The organism is Rhodococcus sp. IEGM1339, assembly GCF_050321925.1.
In the GTDB taxonomy this organism is placed as follows: Bacteria; Actinomycetota; Actinomycetes; order Mycobacteriales; family Mycobacteriaceae; genus Rhodococcus; species Rhodococcus pyridinivorans.
The window spans coordinates 524,519-539,128 of the sequence record NZ_JBNQFT010000001.1 but is presented as its reverse complement, the minus strand read 5'-3'; the positions used below and the strand labels follow the sequence as shown (position 1 = coordinate 539,128).

At 68.4% G+C, this 14,610-nt stretch carries 20 protein-coding genes, 1 tRNA gene and 1 pseudogene; 11 read left to right on the top strand and 11 right to left on the bottom strand.

The features are described 5' to 3' along the window. Positions 1 to 13 precede the first annotated feature (13 nt). Entirely contained in the window at positions 14 to 631 is a 618-nt protein-coding gene (locus ACQR3U_RS02595) for a nicotinamidase (RefSeq protein ID WP_006554737.1), read from the bottom strand. Positions 632 to 636: 5 nt separating this feature from the next. Then, the gene (locus tag ACQR3U_RS02590; RefSeq protein WP_230809604.1) at positions 637 to 1,968 is read right to left on the bottom strand and encodes a nicotinate phosphoribosyltransferase; all 1,332 of its coding nucleotides are present in this window, start codon (positions 1,966 to 1,968) and stop codon (positions 637 to 639) included. 69 nt (positions 1,969 to 2,037) lie between these two features. Between ACQR3U_RS02590 and clpS the strand changes: the two genes are divergently transcribed. The 7 genes from clpS to rdgB all read left to right on the top strand — a co-directional run bounded on the left by clpS (position 2,038) and on the right by rdgB (position 7,088). Continuing rightward, entirely contained in the window at positions 2,038 to 2,394 is a 357-nt protein-coding gene (gene clpS, locus ACQR3U_RS02585) for an ATP-dependent Clp protease adapter ClpS (RefSeq protein WP_059383968.1), read from the top strand. A 24-nt stretch (positions 2,395 to 2,418) separates the two neighbouring features. Further along, a complete protein-coding gene (locus ACQR3U_RS02580) occupies positions 2,419 to 2,997 on the top strand; it encodes a DUF2017 domain-containing protein (protein WP_019288984.1) in 579 nt (192 codons plus the stop codon). Next, complete coding sequence (locus ACQR3U_RS02575) at positions 2,958 to 4,088, top strand: P1 family peptidase (RefSeq protein ID WP_094980655.1); 1,131 nt, start codon at positions 2,958 to 2,960, stop codon at positions 4,086 to 4,088. Before ACQR3U_RS02580 ends, ACQR3U_RS02575 begins: the two co-directional genes overlap by 40 nt. A gap of 26 nt (positions 4,089 to 4,114) precedes the next feature. Further along, complete coding sequence (locus ACQR3U_RS02570) at positions 4,115 to 4,741, top strand: rhomboid family intramembrane serine protease (protein ID WP_006554742.1); 627 nt, start codon at positions 4,115 to 4,117, stop codon at positions 4,739 to 4,741. A 143-nt stretch (positions 4,742 to 4,884) separates the two neighbouring features. Continuing rightward, a complete protein-coding gene (locus ACQR3U_RS02565; RefSeq protein ID WP_033096427.1) occupies positions 4,885 to 5,646 on the top strand; it encodes a cyclic nucleotide-degrading phosphodiesterase in 762 nt (253 codons plus the stop codon). A gap of 34 nt (positions 5,647 to 5,680) precedes the next feature. Beyond that, positions 5,681 to 6,469, top strand: coding sequence for a ribonuclease PH (rph, locus tag ACQR3U_RS02560; protein WP_006554744.1), 789 nt, complete (start codon positions 5,681 to 5,683; stop codon positions 6,467 to 6,469). Positions 6,470 to 6,476: 7 nt separating this feature from the next. Then, entirely contained in the window at positions 6,477 to 7,088 is a 612-nt protein-coding gene (gene rdgB / locus ACQR3U_RS02555; protein ID WP_230809637.1) for an RdgB/HAM1 family non-canonical purine NTP pyrophosphatase, read from the top strand. A 192-nt stretch (positions 7,089 to 7,280) separates the two neighbouring features. Here the strand turns inward: rdgB and ACQR3U_RS02550 are convergent. Together ACQR3U_RS02550 and ACQR3U_RS02545 are read right to left on the bottom strand one after the other, a co-directional pair. After that, a pseudogene (locus ACQR3U_RS02550) lies at positions 7,281 to 7,571 on the bottom strand (DUF3349 domain-containing protein); the annotation flags it as partial. 119 nt (positions 7,572 to 7,690) lie between these two features. Continuing rightward, positions 7,691 to 7,882: a hypothetical protein gene (locus ACQR3U_RS02545; protein ID WP_019288989.1), complete on the bottom strand. Its 192-nt coding sequence runs from the start codon at positions 7,880 to 7,882 to the stop codon at positions 7,691 to 7,693. Between ACQR3U_RS02545 and ACQR3U_RS02540 the strand changes: the two genes are divergently transcribed. Further along, positions 7,881 to 8,006 carry a hypothetical protein gene (locus ACQR3U_RS02540; protein ID WP_269065159.1) on the top strand — a complete coding sequence of 42 codons (126 nt, stop codon included), beginning with the start codon at positions 7,881 to 7,883 and terminating at the stop codon, positions 8,004 to 8,006. The two genes, ACQR3U_RS02545 and ACQR3U_RS02540, sit on opposite strands and share 2 nt — an antisense overlap. Before the next feature lie 82 nt (positions 8,007 to 8,088). Here ACQR3U_RS02540 and ACQR3U_RS02535 read toward each other — a convergent pair whose 3' ends face one another. Together ACQR3U_RS02535 and ACQR3U_RS02530 are read right to left on the bottom strand one after the other, a co-directional pair. Further along, a complete protein-coding gene (locus tag ACQR3U_RS02535; RefSeq protein WP_024100519.1) occupies positions 8,089 to 8,571 on the bottom strand; it encodes an ATP-binding protein in 483 nt (160 codons plus the stop codon). A gap of 55 nt (positions 8,572 to 8,626) precedes the next feature. Next, complete coding sequence (locus ACQR3U_RS02530) at positions 8,627 to 8,983, bottom strand: STAS domain-containing protein (RefSeq protein ID WP_230809602.1); 357 nt, start codon at positions 8,981 to 8,983, stop codon at positions 8,627 to 8,629. Positions 8,984 to 9,159: 176 nt separating this feature from the next. Between ACQR3U_RS02530 and ACQR3U_RS02525 the strand changes: the two genes are divergently transcribed. The 3 genes from ACQR3U_RS02525 (at position 9,160) to ACQR3U_RS02515 (ending at position 12,417) form a co-directional block, all read left to right on the top strand. After that, entirely contained in the window at positions 9,160 to 10,344 is a 1,185-nt protein-coding gene (locus ACQR3U_RS02525; RefSeq protein WP_230809636.1) for a PP2C family protein-serine/threonine phosphatase, read from the top strand. Positions 10,345 to 10,414: 70 nt separating this feature from the next. Continuing rightward, positions 10,415 to 11,980 (top strand): sensor histidine kinase, encoded by a 1,566-nt coding sequence (locus ACQR3U_RS02520; protein ID WP_230809635.1) that lies wholly within the window; start codon positions 10,415 to 10,417, stop codon positions 11,978 to 11,980. Continuing rightward, positions 11,977 to 12,417 carry a response regulator gene (locus tag ACQR3U_RS02515; protein ID WP_006554751.1) on the top strand — a complete coding sequence of 147 codons (441 nt, stop codon included), beginning with the start codon at positions 11,977 to 11,979 and terminating at the stop codon, positions 12,415 to 12,417. The genes ACQR3U_RS02520 and ACQR3U_RS02515 overlap by 4 nt, the downstream gene beginning before the upstream one ends. Before the next feature lie 76 nt (positions 12,418 to 12,493). Here the strand turns inward: ACQR3U_RS02515 and ACQR3U_RS02510 are convergent, their stop codons facing one another. The 5 genes from ACQR3U_RS02510 to ACQR3U_RS02490 form a co-directional block, all read right to left on the bottom strand. Next, positions 12,494 to 12,871 carry a DUF3817 domain-containing protein gene (locus ACQR3U_RS02510; protein WP_006554752.1) on the bottom strand — a complete coding sequence of 126 codons (378 nt, stop codon included), beginning with the start codon at positions 12,869 to 12,871 and terminating at the stop codon, positions 12,494 to 12,496. Next, a complete protein-coding gene (locus ACQR3U_RS02505) occupies positions 12,868 to 13,284 on the bottom strand; it encodes a hypothetical protein (RefSeq protein WP_024100522.1) in 417 nt (138 codons plus the stop codon). The genes ACQR3U_RS02510 and ACQR3U_RS02505 overlap by 4 nt, the downstream gene beginning before the upstream one ends. A gap of 69 nt (positions 13,285 to 13,353) precedes the next feature. Then, positions 13,354 to 13,438, bottom strand: a tRNA-Leu gene (locus ACQR3U_RS02500). 17 nt (positions 13,439 to 13,455) lie between these two features. After that, positions 13,456 to 13,953, bottom strand: coding sequence for an HNH endonuclease (locus tag ACQR3U_RS02495; protein ID WP_230809601.1), 498 nt, complete (start codon positions 13,951 to 13,953; stop codon positions 13,456 to 13,458). Continuing rightward, positions 13,950 to 14,480: an HNH endonuclease signature motif containing protein gene (locus tag ACQR3U_RS02490; RefSeq protein ID WP_230809634.1), complete on the bottom strand. Its 531-nt coding sequence runs from the start codon at positions 14,478 to 14,480 to the stop codon at positions 13,950 to 13,952. The genes ACQR3U_RS02495 and ACQR3U_RS02490 overlap by 4 nt, the downstream gene beginning before the upstream one ends. Positions 14,481 to 14,610: the final 130 nt, after the last annotated feature.

Here is a 14,610-nt window from a genome sequence, read left to right as displayed (position 1 = left end):
TCGGTCCCCACCGTCACCTTCGGTCTGCGGCCCAGCTACCTGTGACTTCGGTGATATCGGTGACGCCGGGAAGGTCGGTGACCAGCTCGACACCGGCCTCGCGCATCCGCTCGAGGGCTGGGCGGATCGTCGTCTCCGACACCCCAGCGGTGTACGGCAGCAGCACCCGGGCGCCGAAACCCTCCGCGATCGCGTCGAGCGCGGTGGCCCGCACACAGTGGTCGGTGGCGATCCCGACGATGTCGACGTCCGTCACGCCGCGGTCGCGCAACCACGACGCCAACGTCGTGCCCTCGTCGTCGATTCCTTCGAAGCCCGAATAGGCGGCGTCGTCGGCACCCTTCGAGAAGACGGCCTCGAACCGGTCCGTAGTCAGTTCGGGGTGGAAGTCCGCGCCCGGCGTCCCTGCCCGGCAGTGCGGCGGCCACGAGTCGACGAAATCGGGTTCGGGAGAGAAATGGTCTCCGGGATCGACGTGGTGGTCGCGGGTTGCGGCGATGTACGCGTAGTCGTCACCGTGCGCCTGCAGGAACCGGGTGATGTCGGACGCCACCCGCGAGCCGCCCTCCACGGCGAGCGAACCGCCCTCGCAGAAGTCGTTCTGGACGTCGACCACCAGCAATGCGCGCATGGCACTCACCCCTCACGGACGAAGCGGGTGGGGATGGCGGGATCCCCGGCCGAGAGCGTCAGGCCCTCCCACGGCAGACGCACCATGCCCTGCCGGAGGTACTCACGGCTCTCCTCCAGGGTAGGCAGATCGCCGACCGCCTCGCCGCCGCGGACCAGCGGGATCATCAGTTCGTGGACCTGTGAACCCTCGCCCGGCGGGACCTGCTCGGCGCGGGCCGGGTACACGACCTCCTCGACGAGCGTGCCCGTCCTCCGCGCGTACCGGACGGCCCGCTTCGCGCCCCCTCGGGACTCCTTCGACGCACTGCGCTTCTCGACCGCGAGGCCGTCGACCTCCACGAGCTTGAAGACCATGCCCGCCGTCGGAGCCCCCGAGCCGGTCACCAGCGAGGTGCCGACGCCGTAGCCGTCGACCGGTTCGGCGCGCAGACCCGCGATCCCGTATTCGTCGAGATCACCGGACATCACGATCTTCGTGCGGGTCGCGCCGAGTCCGTCGAGTTGTTCGCGCACCTGGCGGGCGAGCACACCGAGATCGCCCGAATCGATCCGCACGCCACCGAGTTCGGGGCCGGCCACCGCGATCGCCGTGTTCACGCCCTCGGTGATGTTGTAGGTGTCCACCAGCAGGGTCGTGCCCACACCGAGACTCTCGACCTGGCTGCGGAAGGCGGACGCCTCGTCGCGACCAGCCGTCGTGGTGTGCAGCAGGGTGAACGCGTGCGCGGCGGTACCCGCTGCGGGGATGCCGTACCGCTGTGCGGCCTGCAGATTGGACGTCGAGTCGAAGCCCGCGAGATAGGCCGCGCGCGCCGCGGCGACCGCCGCTTCCTCGTGGGTACGCCGCGACCCCATCTCGATGAGCGCGCGGCCGTCGGCCACACTCACCATGCGCGCCGCCGCGGAGGCGATCGCACTGTCGTGGTTGAAGATCGACAGCGTCAGCGTCTCGAGTAGCACACACTCGGCGAAGGTGCCGCTCACCGACAGGATCGGTGAACCCGGGAAGTAGAAGTCGCCCTCGCGGTAGCCGTCGATGTCGCCGGAGAACCGGAAGTCGCGCAGCCACTCGACGGTGCGCGGAGCGAGAAAACCGGCGGCGAGTTCGAGTTCGGCCTCGTCGAACCGGAACGATCCGAGTGCCTCGATCAACCGCGCGGTGCCTGCGACGACGCCGTACCGCCGGCCCGGGGGAAGACGCCGGGCGAAGACCTCGAAGACGCACGGGCGGTCGCCCGTGCCGTCCGCCAGGGCAGCCTCGAGCATGGTCAACTCGTACTTGTCCGTGAACAGTGCGGTGCCGGGACGACCGGCACGGTGAATGGCTTCGGGCACCCGATCACTGTAGAGCCACGGCCTCCGAGGCGGGTTTTTCGCCGTGCTCCGAAGTCGTACCCTGGGAACATGGCGCCGTGTAGTACGACCACTCCGCTCGACGTCCGATTCATGGCCGGCCAGGCCGTTCAGGCCATGGCGGGACAGGCCGTTCCGGCCGAGGCCGAAATCGTCGAGGAGATCGAAGCGGTCGACAGGCCATGGGTGACCGTGGTCTGGGACGACCCCGTCAACCTCATGCACTACGTGACGTTCATCTTCCAGAAGCTGTTCGGGTACAGCAAGGCCAAGGCCACCGAGCTCATGCTCAAGGTCCACAACGAGGGCAAGGCCGTCGTGTCGAGTGGTTCGCGTGACAAGATGGAACACGACGTGCAGCGTCTGCACGCCGCCGGACTGTGGGCGACGATGCAACGCGACGAATGATCCCCACAGGAGGGCCCGACCGACGTGCGGCAGTGGACCAGGAAGAACTCGCTCAGCGGCCCCAAGCTCCGGTCGGAGATGGACGCCCACGAAGCGTCGGTGCTGCGGTCGCTCGTGTCCTCCGTGCTGGGCATGCTCGAGGAACGCGCCGGACAGACCCCGCAGGACGACCTCGCGGCGCTGACCGGCCTGCGCACCGGTAACGCCACCCCGCCCGAGATCCCGGCGCTGCGACGACTCCTTCCCGACTTCCACCGCCCCGACGCCGATGCCGTCGCCGATGTCGGCGACGACGCCGCCGACCTCAACGGTGCGATGCGGAGCCTGCACGAACCGAGCATCATCGATGCGAAACTCGCCGCCGGCGCGGTCATCCTGCGCACCGTGCCCGAAGGCGGCGGCAAGGTGGTGCTCAATCCCGAACAGGCCGAAGCCTGGCTGTACGGGCTCAACGACGTGCGGCTCGCGCTCGGCACCACCCTCGGCATCGACGCCGACACCCCCGACGTCCTCGACGACGACGATCCGCGTGCCCCGCATCTCGACGTCTACCACTGGCTGACATGGATGCAGGACTCCCTCGTCCAGGCGCTTCAGCCGTGACCGTGCCGGGGCCGACCGATTCGCTGCTCGACGTGGCGGGTCTGAGTGTCGGTCACTGGCAGCGCCTCGATCCCGAGGTCACCGTCGGCACCCCCGAGATTCCCGGTACGGGCGCCGCCACGGGATGCACCGTCGTGCTCGCCGACCCGTCCGCCGTCGCATCGGTGGACGTGCGCGGCGGGGGACCGGGCACCCGGGAGACCGACCTGCTCGATCCGAGTCATTCCGTGCAGCGTGTCGACGCGGTCCTCCTCACCGGTGGCAGCGCATACGGGCTGGCCGCCGCCGACGGCGTGATGCGCTATCTCGAGAAGAACGGCAAGGGCATCCCGATGGGCGCGCCCGGCGCGGTCGTCCCGATCGTCCCCGGCGCCGTCATCTTCGACCTGCCGGTGGGTCAGTGGTCCGCGCGCCCGACCGCCGATTCCGGATGCACCGCCGCGGCCACCGCCAGCTCCACGCACCTCGAGCGCGGCAGCGTCGGCGCCGGCACCGGTGCCCGCGCCGGGGCGCTCAAGGGCGGCATCGGCTCGGCGAGCGTGCGGATCACGGACGGTCCCGCGACCGGGGTGACCGTGGCGGCACTGATGGTCGCCAACCCCGTCGGCTCGGTGTTCGACCCCGTGACCGGACTGCCCTGGGGCGTCGACGCCGCGCGAGCCGAAGAACTCGGACTGTCGTCGCCCTCCGCGGCGGATCTGGCCGCGGCCCGCGCGCTCGGCGACAAGGGCACCGTCCTGAACACCACGATCGGTGTGGTCGCCACCGACGCACCGCTGTCGAAGGCGGCGTGCCGTCGCGTCGCGGTCACCGGGCACGACGGTCTCGGCCGCGCGATCCGTCCCGCGCACTCACCGCTCGACGGCGACACGATCTTCGCCCTCTCGACCGGCACCGCCGACGTCTCCGACGCACTGGGCGACGCCTCGTCGATCCTGGCCTTCGCCGCCGAACTGCCGATCCTCGCCGCGGTGTGCGAGGCCGCCGCGGTGGTGGTCGAACGCGCGATCGTCGATGCGATCCTGTCCGCGACCTCCGTGGCCGACATCCCCGCCTATCGCGACGTGCTGCCCTCGGTCTTCGGCCACTGACCGGTACGTGACGGCAGAATGGTGCCATGACCATTCCCAGCGGCACCGGCGCCGACACCCGCATCCGGCCGATCTGGCAACGTGCCGGACTGTGGATCGGCGGGTTCGTCGCGATGCTCTACGGCATCGAGACCGTCGATGCGGTGCTCCCCGCCGATCTCGACGCGGCCGGTGTCGAACCCCGCACCGCCGACGGGCTGTGGGGCGTGCTGTTCGCGCCGATCCTGCACGCCGACTGGGCCCACCTCACCGCCAACACCGTGCCCGCGCTCGTCCTCGGCTTCCTGGTGCTGCTCTCCGGCATCGGGCGCGGCCTGGCCGCGACCGCGATCATCTGGGTCGTCGCAGGAGTGGGGACGTGGCTGATCGCGGGCTCGGGCGAGACCCACATCGGAGCGTCGAGCCTGATCTTCGGGTGGCTCACCTATTTGATCGTGCGCGGAGTGTTCACCCGCAAGGCCGGGCAGATCCTGCTGGGAGTCGTGGTGCTGTTCCTCTACGGCGGCATGCTGTGGGGGGTGCTGCCGAGCGAACCGTGGATCTCCTGGGAGGGGCACTTCTTCGGTGCGGTCGGCGGCGTTCTCGCGGCGTGGGCGCTGTCCGCGGACGCGCGTCGCGCCCGTCGCACCACCCCCTCGGTCGTGCCGCGCTGACCACCCGCGCCGACAACCCGCCGATCGGCCGCGCGAAGTGGCCGAACGATCCGCGCGTCACACCTTCCCGGCCACTGTGAGTCTGCGCCGCAATACGCGCGTTGGCTTCATCGAGGGACCTTCGGCATGGCAGCATGGCTGATATGCGCATGACCGTTCTGGGGTGCTCGGGCAGTGTGGCCGGGCCGGATTCCGCAGCCTCCGGCTACCTGCTGACGGCACCGGACACCCCGCCCCTGGTCATCGACTTCGGTCCCGGCGTCCTCGGCGCGCTCCAGCGCCACGCCGACCCCGGCGAGGTGTCGATCCTCCTGTCCCATCTGCACGCCGATCACTGCCTCGACCTGCCCGGTCTGCTGGTCTGGCGCCGCTACTCGCCGTCCCCGCCGCAGGGCCGCGTCCTCACCTACGGTCCCGCCGGCACCGCCCACCGCATCGGTGTGGCGTCCGCGGAGATCCCCGGCGAGGTCGACGACGTCAGCGACACCCTGGACGTCCGGATGCTCGGCGACGGCGAGCAGATCCGGTTCGGGAGCCTGACCATCTGCCCCGGCCGCGTCCACCACCCGCCGGAGGCCTACGGCTTCCGCATCACCAGCGACTCCGGCCGCACCCTCGTCTACACCGGCGACACCGGCATGTGCGATTCGGTCGTCGAACTCGCCCGCGGCGCCCACGTGCTGCTTGCCGAGGCGTCGTGGACCCACGCGCCGGGGGAACGCCCCGAGGGCGTGCACCTCTCGGGCGCCGAGGCCGGTCGTGTCGCGGCCCTCGCCGGTGTCGGCGAACTCCTCCTGACCCACATCCCGCCGTGGACCTCCCGCGAGGACGTCATCGCCGAGGCCAAGGCCGAGTACTCCGGACCGGTCCACGCGGTCACCGCCGGAGACGTGTACCGCATCTGAAAGGCCCGCCCCCGGATCGCCTAGGCTCGGACGAGTGACGACACGAGAAGACGGCAGAGCGGACGACGAACTCCGGAGCATTCGCATCACCCGGGGTTTCACCAACCACCCGGCGGGCTCCGTGCTCGTCGAATTCGGACAGACCCGCGTGATGTGCACCGCCAGCGTCGAGGAAGGCGTGCCGCGGTGGCGTAGGGGCTCCGGTCTCGGCTGGCTCACCGCCGAGTACGCGATGCTTCCCGCCGCCACCCACACTCGCAGCGGACGCGAGTCGGTCAAGGGCAAGCTCGGCGGCCGCACCCAGGAGATCAGCCGCCTGGTCGGCCGGTCGCTGCGCGCATGCATCGACCTCGCCGCCCTTGGCGAGAACACCATCGCGATCGACTGCGACGTGCTGCAGGCCGACGGAGGCACCCGCACCGCGGCGATCACCGGCGCCTATGTCGCACTGTGCGACGCGGTGACCTACCTGCGTGCCGCGGGCAGCCTCGCCGACCCGCAGCCCATCTCGTGCCAGATCGCCGCCGTCAGCGTCGGCGTGGTCGACGGACGTGTCCGTCTCGACCTGCCCTACGAGGAGGACGTGCGCGCCGAGGTCGACATGAACGTCGTCGCCACCGAGACAGGCACGCTCGTCGAGGTCCAGGGCACCGGCGAAGGCGCGACCTTCCCGCGTTCCACGCTCGACGCGATGCTCGACTCCTCGCTCGCCGGCATCGAGGAACTGTGCCGGATCCAGCGCGAGGTGCTCGCCGAGCCGTACCTGGGCACCCTGCCCGAGCCGGTCGAGGCGGAGGTCGTCAAGAAGAAGTTCGGAGTCTGACGTGCGGGTGCTGGTCGCAAGTCGCAACGCGAAGAAGCTGCGCGAACTGCAGCGCGTGCTCGACCGCGCCGGGATCGACGGCATCGAACTCGTAGGTCTCGACACCATCCCGCCCTACCCGGAGGCACCCGAGACGGGGGAGACCTTCGAAGCGAACGCCGGAGCCAAGGCCCGCGACGGCGCAGCCGCCACAGGGATGCCCTGCGTCGCCGACGACTCCGGTCTCGAGGTCGACGCCCTGCGCGGCATGCCCGGCGTGCTCTCGGCGCGCTGGAGCGGACGCCACGGCGACGACGAGGCGAACACCGCACTGCTGCTCGGCCAGATGCAGGATGTGCCGGACGAGCGTCGCGGCGCGGCCTTCGTGTCGGCGTGCGCGCTCGTGGTGCCGTCGGACGACGGATTCGTCACGACCGTCGTGCGCGGCGAATGGCGCGGCAGCATCGTGCGCGAGCCGCGCGGCGAGAACGGTTTCGGCTACGACCCGGTCTTCCGCCCCGAAGGCGAGGAACGCACCGCCGCGGAACTGTCCGCGGAGGAGAAGGACGCACAGTCGCATCGAGGACGGGCACTCGCCCAGCTCGTGCCCGCCCTCGCTGCGCTCGTCGCAAGCGCCTGATTCGCGGCTCGCCGCGAGTCGCTAACGTGCGCCGGCCTGCGTCCCACGTTCCTCGCGCACGGGTTCCGCGGCGCCGGTATCCGATGCAGCAACAGCGTCGGATGCCGGCGCCGCAGTCGTCCCGGTCGTCGGTTGCGTATCCGGTTCGACGGGTTCGGCCGCCTCGTCGCCGCGGGAGAGTTCACCGCCCACAACGGGCCAGCCCGCAGCGACCAGCTGCTCACGGACGCGCTCGACGTCCTGCGGGTCCGGTTCCTCGTGGATCACCCCTGCCACGATCTTCCGCAGGGTGTCGTGGTCGACCTGCCGCTCCGGGTGCTCGGACGCGGTCGCCGCCGCCGTCTCGATCGCCTCGAGAAGTTCCTCGTCGGTGAGCCGACGCTCGAGCACGGCAAGCAACGCGAAGTGATCCTTGGCCGGGATCCCCTCGGGATATCCCGCACGCAACCAGTCCAGTACCACCCGTGGATTCCAACGCGCCATCGCCGCCTCCTCACTCACCGTCCCGCATCGGACCCTTCGAACCGAAGGGTCCGGCGGAAACCCCCTGTCAGGGTCACAGGGTTCCCGCCACGATAGCGAGGAACACCTGGTTCGCCCCGTCAGGGGAGCGACATGTCCCGCAGATACGCCGTGACCATGGCGGTGAGCTCGTCGGCCACGACGTCCCGATCCACCGGGGGACGGTCGAGAACACAGGAGACGGCCACGTTCTCGACCGTGCGCACGAAGATCCACGCGATCGCCTCCACAGGGCGGCTACCGCGTCCGCGGAGATGGAAACGCAGCGACATGGTCCTGACGAGATCGGCTCCCGGGCGCCGGTTGCTCGAACACCTCGGCGACCGTGCGGCACGCCGCGCACTGGCACCGAAGTTCGGTCCCGCGAAGCCGGACGTGGGTGCCCTGCAGGTATGACGAAAGCGGCCGCGGGAGGAGCATCGTGCTCCTCCCGCGGCCGCTTCGATCGGGAACTCGCGACGCGCGCCTACCGCGCAGATCAGCTCGCGTCGTGGGACGAGAGTTCGTCCCCTGCCCTGTCGTCCCCTACCCTGTCGTTCTCTGCCCTGTCCGTCTCCTCGAGGACCCAGCGCATCTCGACGACCGTGCCCTTCGGGCCGGCCGAGACCTGGACGTCGCTGGCCAGATTGCGGATCAGCGTCAGCCCGTGACCGCGTGAACGTCGGGCGTCGCTGTCGACGGCGTCGTGCCAGGAGCCGTGGTCGACGACCCGCACGACCACCTCACCCTCGTTGGGCAGATACGTCGCCTCGTAGTCGAGCGTGCCGTGCGCGTCGTCCGGCGCATAGGCGTGCTCGACGGCATTCGCGAGCGCTTCGTAGCTCGCGAGCAGTATGTCCTGTCGTTGGTCCTCGCTGAGGGGGAGCTTCGCCAGCCACCGCCTCGTGACGACCCGCAGGCCTGCAATCTCGGTCGGGTCGGCTCGCACACCCGACGAACGGATCTCGTCGGGAAAAAGCAAAGCTGACTCCTCGGGCGCAGACGACATGGCTCCTCGGTTCGTCGGGTACGGCGGTCTACTCGGAGACGCCTTCCGGCGAGTTACCGAGGCCGACGAGCGCGTCGTCGAGCTTCGGATGGATCACCAGGACCTCTCCGAGGCCGAGGAGTTCGAGCGGGCGTGCCGTGGCGCTGCCATGCGCCACGACGGCGAAATCGGTGTTGTCGCCGGCTCGCTTGGACAACTCGACCAACAGAGCGATACCCATCGAAGCGAGGAAATCAACCCCGCTGAGGTCGACGATAAGTCCGGAGATGTCGGTGTCGAGGAGTGCGAGAGCTTCTTGCTCGAGGAGCGGGGCACTCGTCATGTCGACTTCGCCGTTGACGGACAGTACGGCCACGGGGCCGATACGGGTCGTGGAAACAGTCATATGCGGATGCGCGGTCCTGGGATCGTTCACCTTGCCATCATGCAAGATCGTGCCGATAGATGCACATATCGGTCCGTCGGCCGTGGCCGCGACCCGCCGTGACCACCCTGTGACCATGCTGTCGTCGAGTCTGTAATGTTCCCTTTCGAGCAGGGAGGGAGGGGCGCCGAGTGGACATGCACCGAGCGCAGAGCGAGTCGGTCGAACCACCGTCGTTGCTCCTCATCGAGGACGATCCGGGCGACGCGCTCATCGTGGAGGAACTCGTCGTCGACAGTGCCCCCGAGATGACCGTCGTGTGGGTGCAGACACTTGCGCAGGCCCGCGACGAACTCGCCACGTCGGCTCCCGACTGCGTACTTCTCGACCTCCACCTGCCCGATGCGAGCGGCCTCGAAGCCGTCGCCCGCATCCAGGAAATCACCGATTCCGTCCCCATCGTCGTCCTCACCGGCCTCGCGGAGGAACAGACCGGCCTCGCCGCGCTGTCCGTCGGCGCCCAGGACTATCTCGTCAAGGGACGCGTCGAACCCGATCTGTTCGGCCGCGCCGTCCGCTACGCCATCCAGCGAAAGCAGACCGAGATCGCTGCGGCGGAACTCCAGGCGAGCCAGCTTCACGCGCAGGAGAACGCCCGACTCGAACGCGGCCTGCTCCCGTCCCCACTCCTGCGCGACGGGCAGGACTTCGACGTCGTCGCCCGTTACCGACCCGGCCGGTCGTCTGCTCTTCTCGGCGGCGACTTCTACGACGTCGTGCAGACCGGCGACGGCACCGTCCACGTCCTCATCGGCGACGTCTCCGGTCACGGCCCCGACGAGGCCGCCCTCGGCGTGGGCCTGCGCATCGCGTGGCGCACGCTCGTGCTCAGCGGGGTAGACGGTCCCCGCCGCTTGCACCAACTCGAGGAACTGCTCGTCGCCGAGCGCACGGAGAGTCGCTTCTTCGCGTCGATGACGAACCTCACGATGTGTGCCGACCACGGCACCGTCGAGGTCATGCGGGCCGGTCATCCCGGGCTGCTGCTCCGCCACGGCGGAACCATCGACTGGATCGAAGCGCCCGGTGGTCCCGCTCTCGGCCTGCCGCCGGGAGTGGCCACCTGGCCCGTCCACGAGTTGGATCTGCCCGAGGACGGCGCGATCGTGTTGTTCACCGACGGATTGTTCGAGGGTCATCGAGGCGGCGGCCCGGAACGACTCGGTGAGGAAGGACTCCTCGAGCTCGCGCGCGAACGCGCCCATCTGCCGGCTGCCGAGTTCACCGACTCGCTGATCGACGGTGCCGAGAAACTCGCGGACAGTAGGGGAGGGCTGTCCGACGACGTGGCAGTCGTCCACGTGCAATGGAACAGGAAGTGATCATCACCGCATGACGAACAGCGACGCAACGGCGGAGACGGGGGACGTGCGTCGCCCTCCCTCTCGCAGGATGACGGTCCAGGCATGGTTCCTGCTCGTACTCGGCGTGATGGGTGTGTTGGTGGTCGTCGGCACCGTGGTCGGCAGCCACTTCCTCCGTGAGACGACCGAATACTCCAACTACGTGCGCGACCGGATCCAGCCCGCCCGCGTCGAGGCGTACCGGTTGCAATCGGCGCTGATCAACCAGGAGACGGGCGCACGTGGCTATATTCTCGCCGCCGATCCCGATTTCGTCATGCCCTACGAGGAGGGACGGCGGGAGGAGGAGGCTGCCGCCGCCGAGTTGCGCGCTCTCGTCGGCGACGAGGAGAAGCTGATGGCGGACCTCGACGCGATCGAAACGCACGCGGCGCAGTGGCGACGCGTGTACGCCGAACCGCTCATCTCCACCGTCGTACCGGGGGAACCGCAGTTCGTGGATCCCGCCGTCGTCGATGCGGGCCGCGTCGCGTTCGACCGGCTCCGGGCGGCGTTCGAGGTCCAGAACGCCGATCTCACGCAGGCCCGAGAGGACGGCATCGCGACTCTCGAGGACACCCGCACCACGCGCGACCGCATCCTTGCCGGCATGGTCGTGGTTTTCCTGCTCGCCGGCGTGGGCCTGGCAGTCCTGCTCCAGATGATCGTGGTCCGTCCGATCCAGCGTCTGCGACAGGCATCGCGCAGCGTCGTCGCGGGCCAGAACTTCGAGCGCGAGATCGAGCCGCAGGGCCCCGCCGACATCTATGCGCTGGGTCGCGACGTCGAGCACATGCGCGAGCGGATCGTGCGCGAACTGCAGGTCGCGCACGAGCGTGAGGAGCAACTCGAGAACCAGACGACGGAACTGCGGCGCTCGAACTCCGAACTCGAACAGTTCGCCTACGTCGCCTCCCACGACCTGCAGGAGCCGCTGCGCAAGGTCGCGTCCTTCTGTCAGCTGCTCGAGAAGCGTTACGGCGACAAGCTCGACGAACGCGGCACCCAGTACATCGCCTTCGCGGTCGACGGCGCGAAGCGTATGCAGGTGCTCATCAACGACCTGCTGACCTTCTCCCGCGTCGGACGCGTCAGCGACGCGCACGTCCGCACCGAACTGGACGTGACCCTCGACGCGGCTCTGACGAACATCTCCCAGGCGGTCGAGGAATCCGGGGCGGAGATCACCCGGCCCGAGTCCCTGCCGACGATCGTGGGCGATCCCACACTGATGATCATGTTGTGGCAGAACCTGATCGGCAACGCGATCAAATTCCGCCACGAGGACAGGCCCGCGGAGATCCGGGTCGACTGCGAGGAGATCGTCGACGGGGACGACGAGTTCTGGCGATTTTCCGTGCAGGACAACGGAATCGGTATCGCCGAAGAGTTCGCCGACAAGGTCTTCGTGATCTTCCAGAGGCTGCACGGCCGGGACGTCTACACCGGCACCGGCATCGGCCTGGCCATCTGCCGCAAGATCGTCGAATACCACGGTGGAGAGATCTGGCTCGACCCGCAGTATCGGGAAGGCAGTCGATTCTGCTTTACGATTCCCAAGGCAGGCGACGACATGTCTGCAACCGAAGTCGCTCTGAAAGGGGCATCTGCATGAGCGTTTCCGGGCGGCCGATCGACGTCCTCCTCGTCGAGGACGACCCCGGCGACGAATTGATGACGCGCGAAGCGTTCGAGGACAACAAGATCGGAAACACCCTTCACGTGGTCCGCGACGGCGAGGAGGCACTCGACTTCCTCTACCGGCGCGGAGAGTACGAGAGCGCCCCTCGGCCCGACCTGATCCTCCTCGACCTGAACCTGCCCAAGTACGACGGACGGCAGGTCCTCGAGCAGGTCAAGTCCGACACCGACCTCACCGACATCCCCGTCGTCGTCCTCACGACCTCGGCAGCGGAGGAGGACATCCTCCGCAGCTACAAGCTGCACGCCAACGCGTACGTGACGAAGCCGGTCGACCTCGATCAGTTCATCCACGCGGTGCGCCAGATCGACGAGTTCTTCGTGCAGGTGGTGCGCCTGCCGCGACGCTGAGCGCGCTCGTTCGCAACGAAATCGGGCGGATCCTTCGAAAGGATCCGCCCGATTCGTGTTCGTAGAGGTTACCGGCTCAGACGCCGAAGTCGGCCTTCACCTGCTGGGTGCGCTTGTGCTCGACGAAGAAGGACAGGAACGGGATGGTGCCCGCCAGGAGCGTCCACACCGTCCGGGCGATCGGCCAGCGCACCTTGATCGACAGGTCGAAGGTGAGGACCAGGTACACCGCGTACACCCAGCCGTGCACGATCGCGATCCAGGCCGGCACGTTCTCGACACCGATGATGTACTTGGCGACCATCTCACCGGTGAGGATCAGCAGCCAGATACCGGTCGCGTAGGCGAGCACGCGGTAACGCAGCAGAGCCGACCGGATCTTCTTGCGGTCGGCCTCACTGACGACGCGCGGCGTGGTGGCCTGGCCGGACGCCTGCTCGGGGGTCGTGCTCACTGAGCGCTCCTATCGGACCTGCGCGCAAGCTGCGCGAGGTACTCGTTGTACTCGTTGATCTGTTGTGCGTCGGGATCCGCGGCCTCCTGCTCGCGTGCCTCGGCGAGCGTGCGCGGACGGGTGGGAAGAAGATCTTCGGGGATCTCGGTGGGCTCGTCCGGCTCGGACGGGCGTCGTCCGCCGGTGCTTTCGGCTTCCTGCTCCTCGGCCTCGAGGCGGACGAAGCGCCGGTAGGCGTAGACGCAGAAGAAGGCGAAGGCCGGCCACTGGAGGGCGTAGCCGAGATTCTGGTAGGTGCCGCCGACCGCTTCGAACCGGACCCACTGCCAGTAACCGAGGCCGAGGCATCCGGCCGCGGCCACCAGGACCAGGATGATCAGGGCCAACCGGCGGGGAGGGCGATGCTCGGACACGCCCTCGACGGTACCCGAACGGTGCACCGACCTGCCAAGACCGGTCGGTGCACCGTGGGTGAGGTCACGTGGTGCGCGAGGGGGGATTCGAACCCCCACGTCCTGTGGACACTGCGTCCTAAGCGCAGCGCGTCTGCCGTTCCGCCACTCGCGCGTCACGGACACAATACGTCACGAGGACGGCTCTTCCCTACGGAAGGTGAAGCGGCGCCGCCCAGCCCAGGTCGGGGTCTGGGTGTGGCAGTTGGGGCACAGAAATCGGACGTTGTCGGGTCTCGAATCGTTGGGATTCCCGTCGATGTGGTCGACGTGGAAGACCAACGGGCGGCCGTACCAATGCGGCTCCGTGCCGCAGCCCTCGCATTCGTGTGGGCGACCGGACTCGATGAGAGCCCGACGCAGCAGATGAGGTTTGGTTCGTGGCGAGCCTGCCGGTGTCTCGACCAGGATCGTGGTCCAGTGCCGCTTCACCACAGGTCCACCCTGAACGGGAGGGCGGCCGGTGAAGTGGGACGTATCGATACCGAGTGCCCTGATCCTGCGGGTCAGATGCGTGTGATGTCCTCCGTTGGGTTTGAGACCGAAGTACCGCATGACGTCGGCGAAGTTGACGCAGCTGCGAACTGCCTCTTCGAGCATCTCCTTCGTGTACTTGATCGGTCGTGTCACCGTGTCCCCGCTTCCGCCTCGATGCTCGACTCGGCGGGAGCCGCGTCGAGGGCTCCGATCGGTCGGTTGTGCCGGCTCCTCCTGCCCCAGGTAGGTGTCTGGCTGTGGCAGTTCGGGCACAGGAAGCGGAGGTTTTCCGGACGGGAATCGTTCGGATTGCCGTCGATGTGGTCGACGTGCAGTGCGAGCGGCGATCTCCGCCATTCCGGACCGGTGCCGCAGTTCTCGCATCTGTGCGACCGCCCGGATTCGAGGAGCGCTCGTCTGAGGAGGGCAGCTTCTCTGCGGTTCGAGCCGACCGGAGCGACCGTGAGCACCTCCGACCAGTGCAGGCGATTCCGGGGCGGTATCCCCTGATGGTGGGCCATACCCCGAAAGTGGGACGTGTCGATTCCGTAGAGCGTGATTCGTCGGCTGATGTTGGCGTGGTTGCCTCCGTCTTCCCGTAATCCGAATTGCCTCAGCACGCCCGCGACGCTGGTGGCCTTCGCGACCGCCTCCTCGAGGACCTCGCGCGTGTACTTCACCCTTCTCCCCACCGTGCCCCCTATCGAATATTTGTTCGATTCGCCCGAAAAGCTATCGCGGGGGTCCGACACGTTTTCGATCCTGCGATGCACGATCCGCGACGCCCGTCAATAGGTAACGATTTGATAA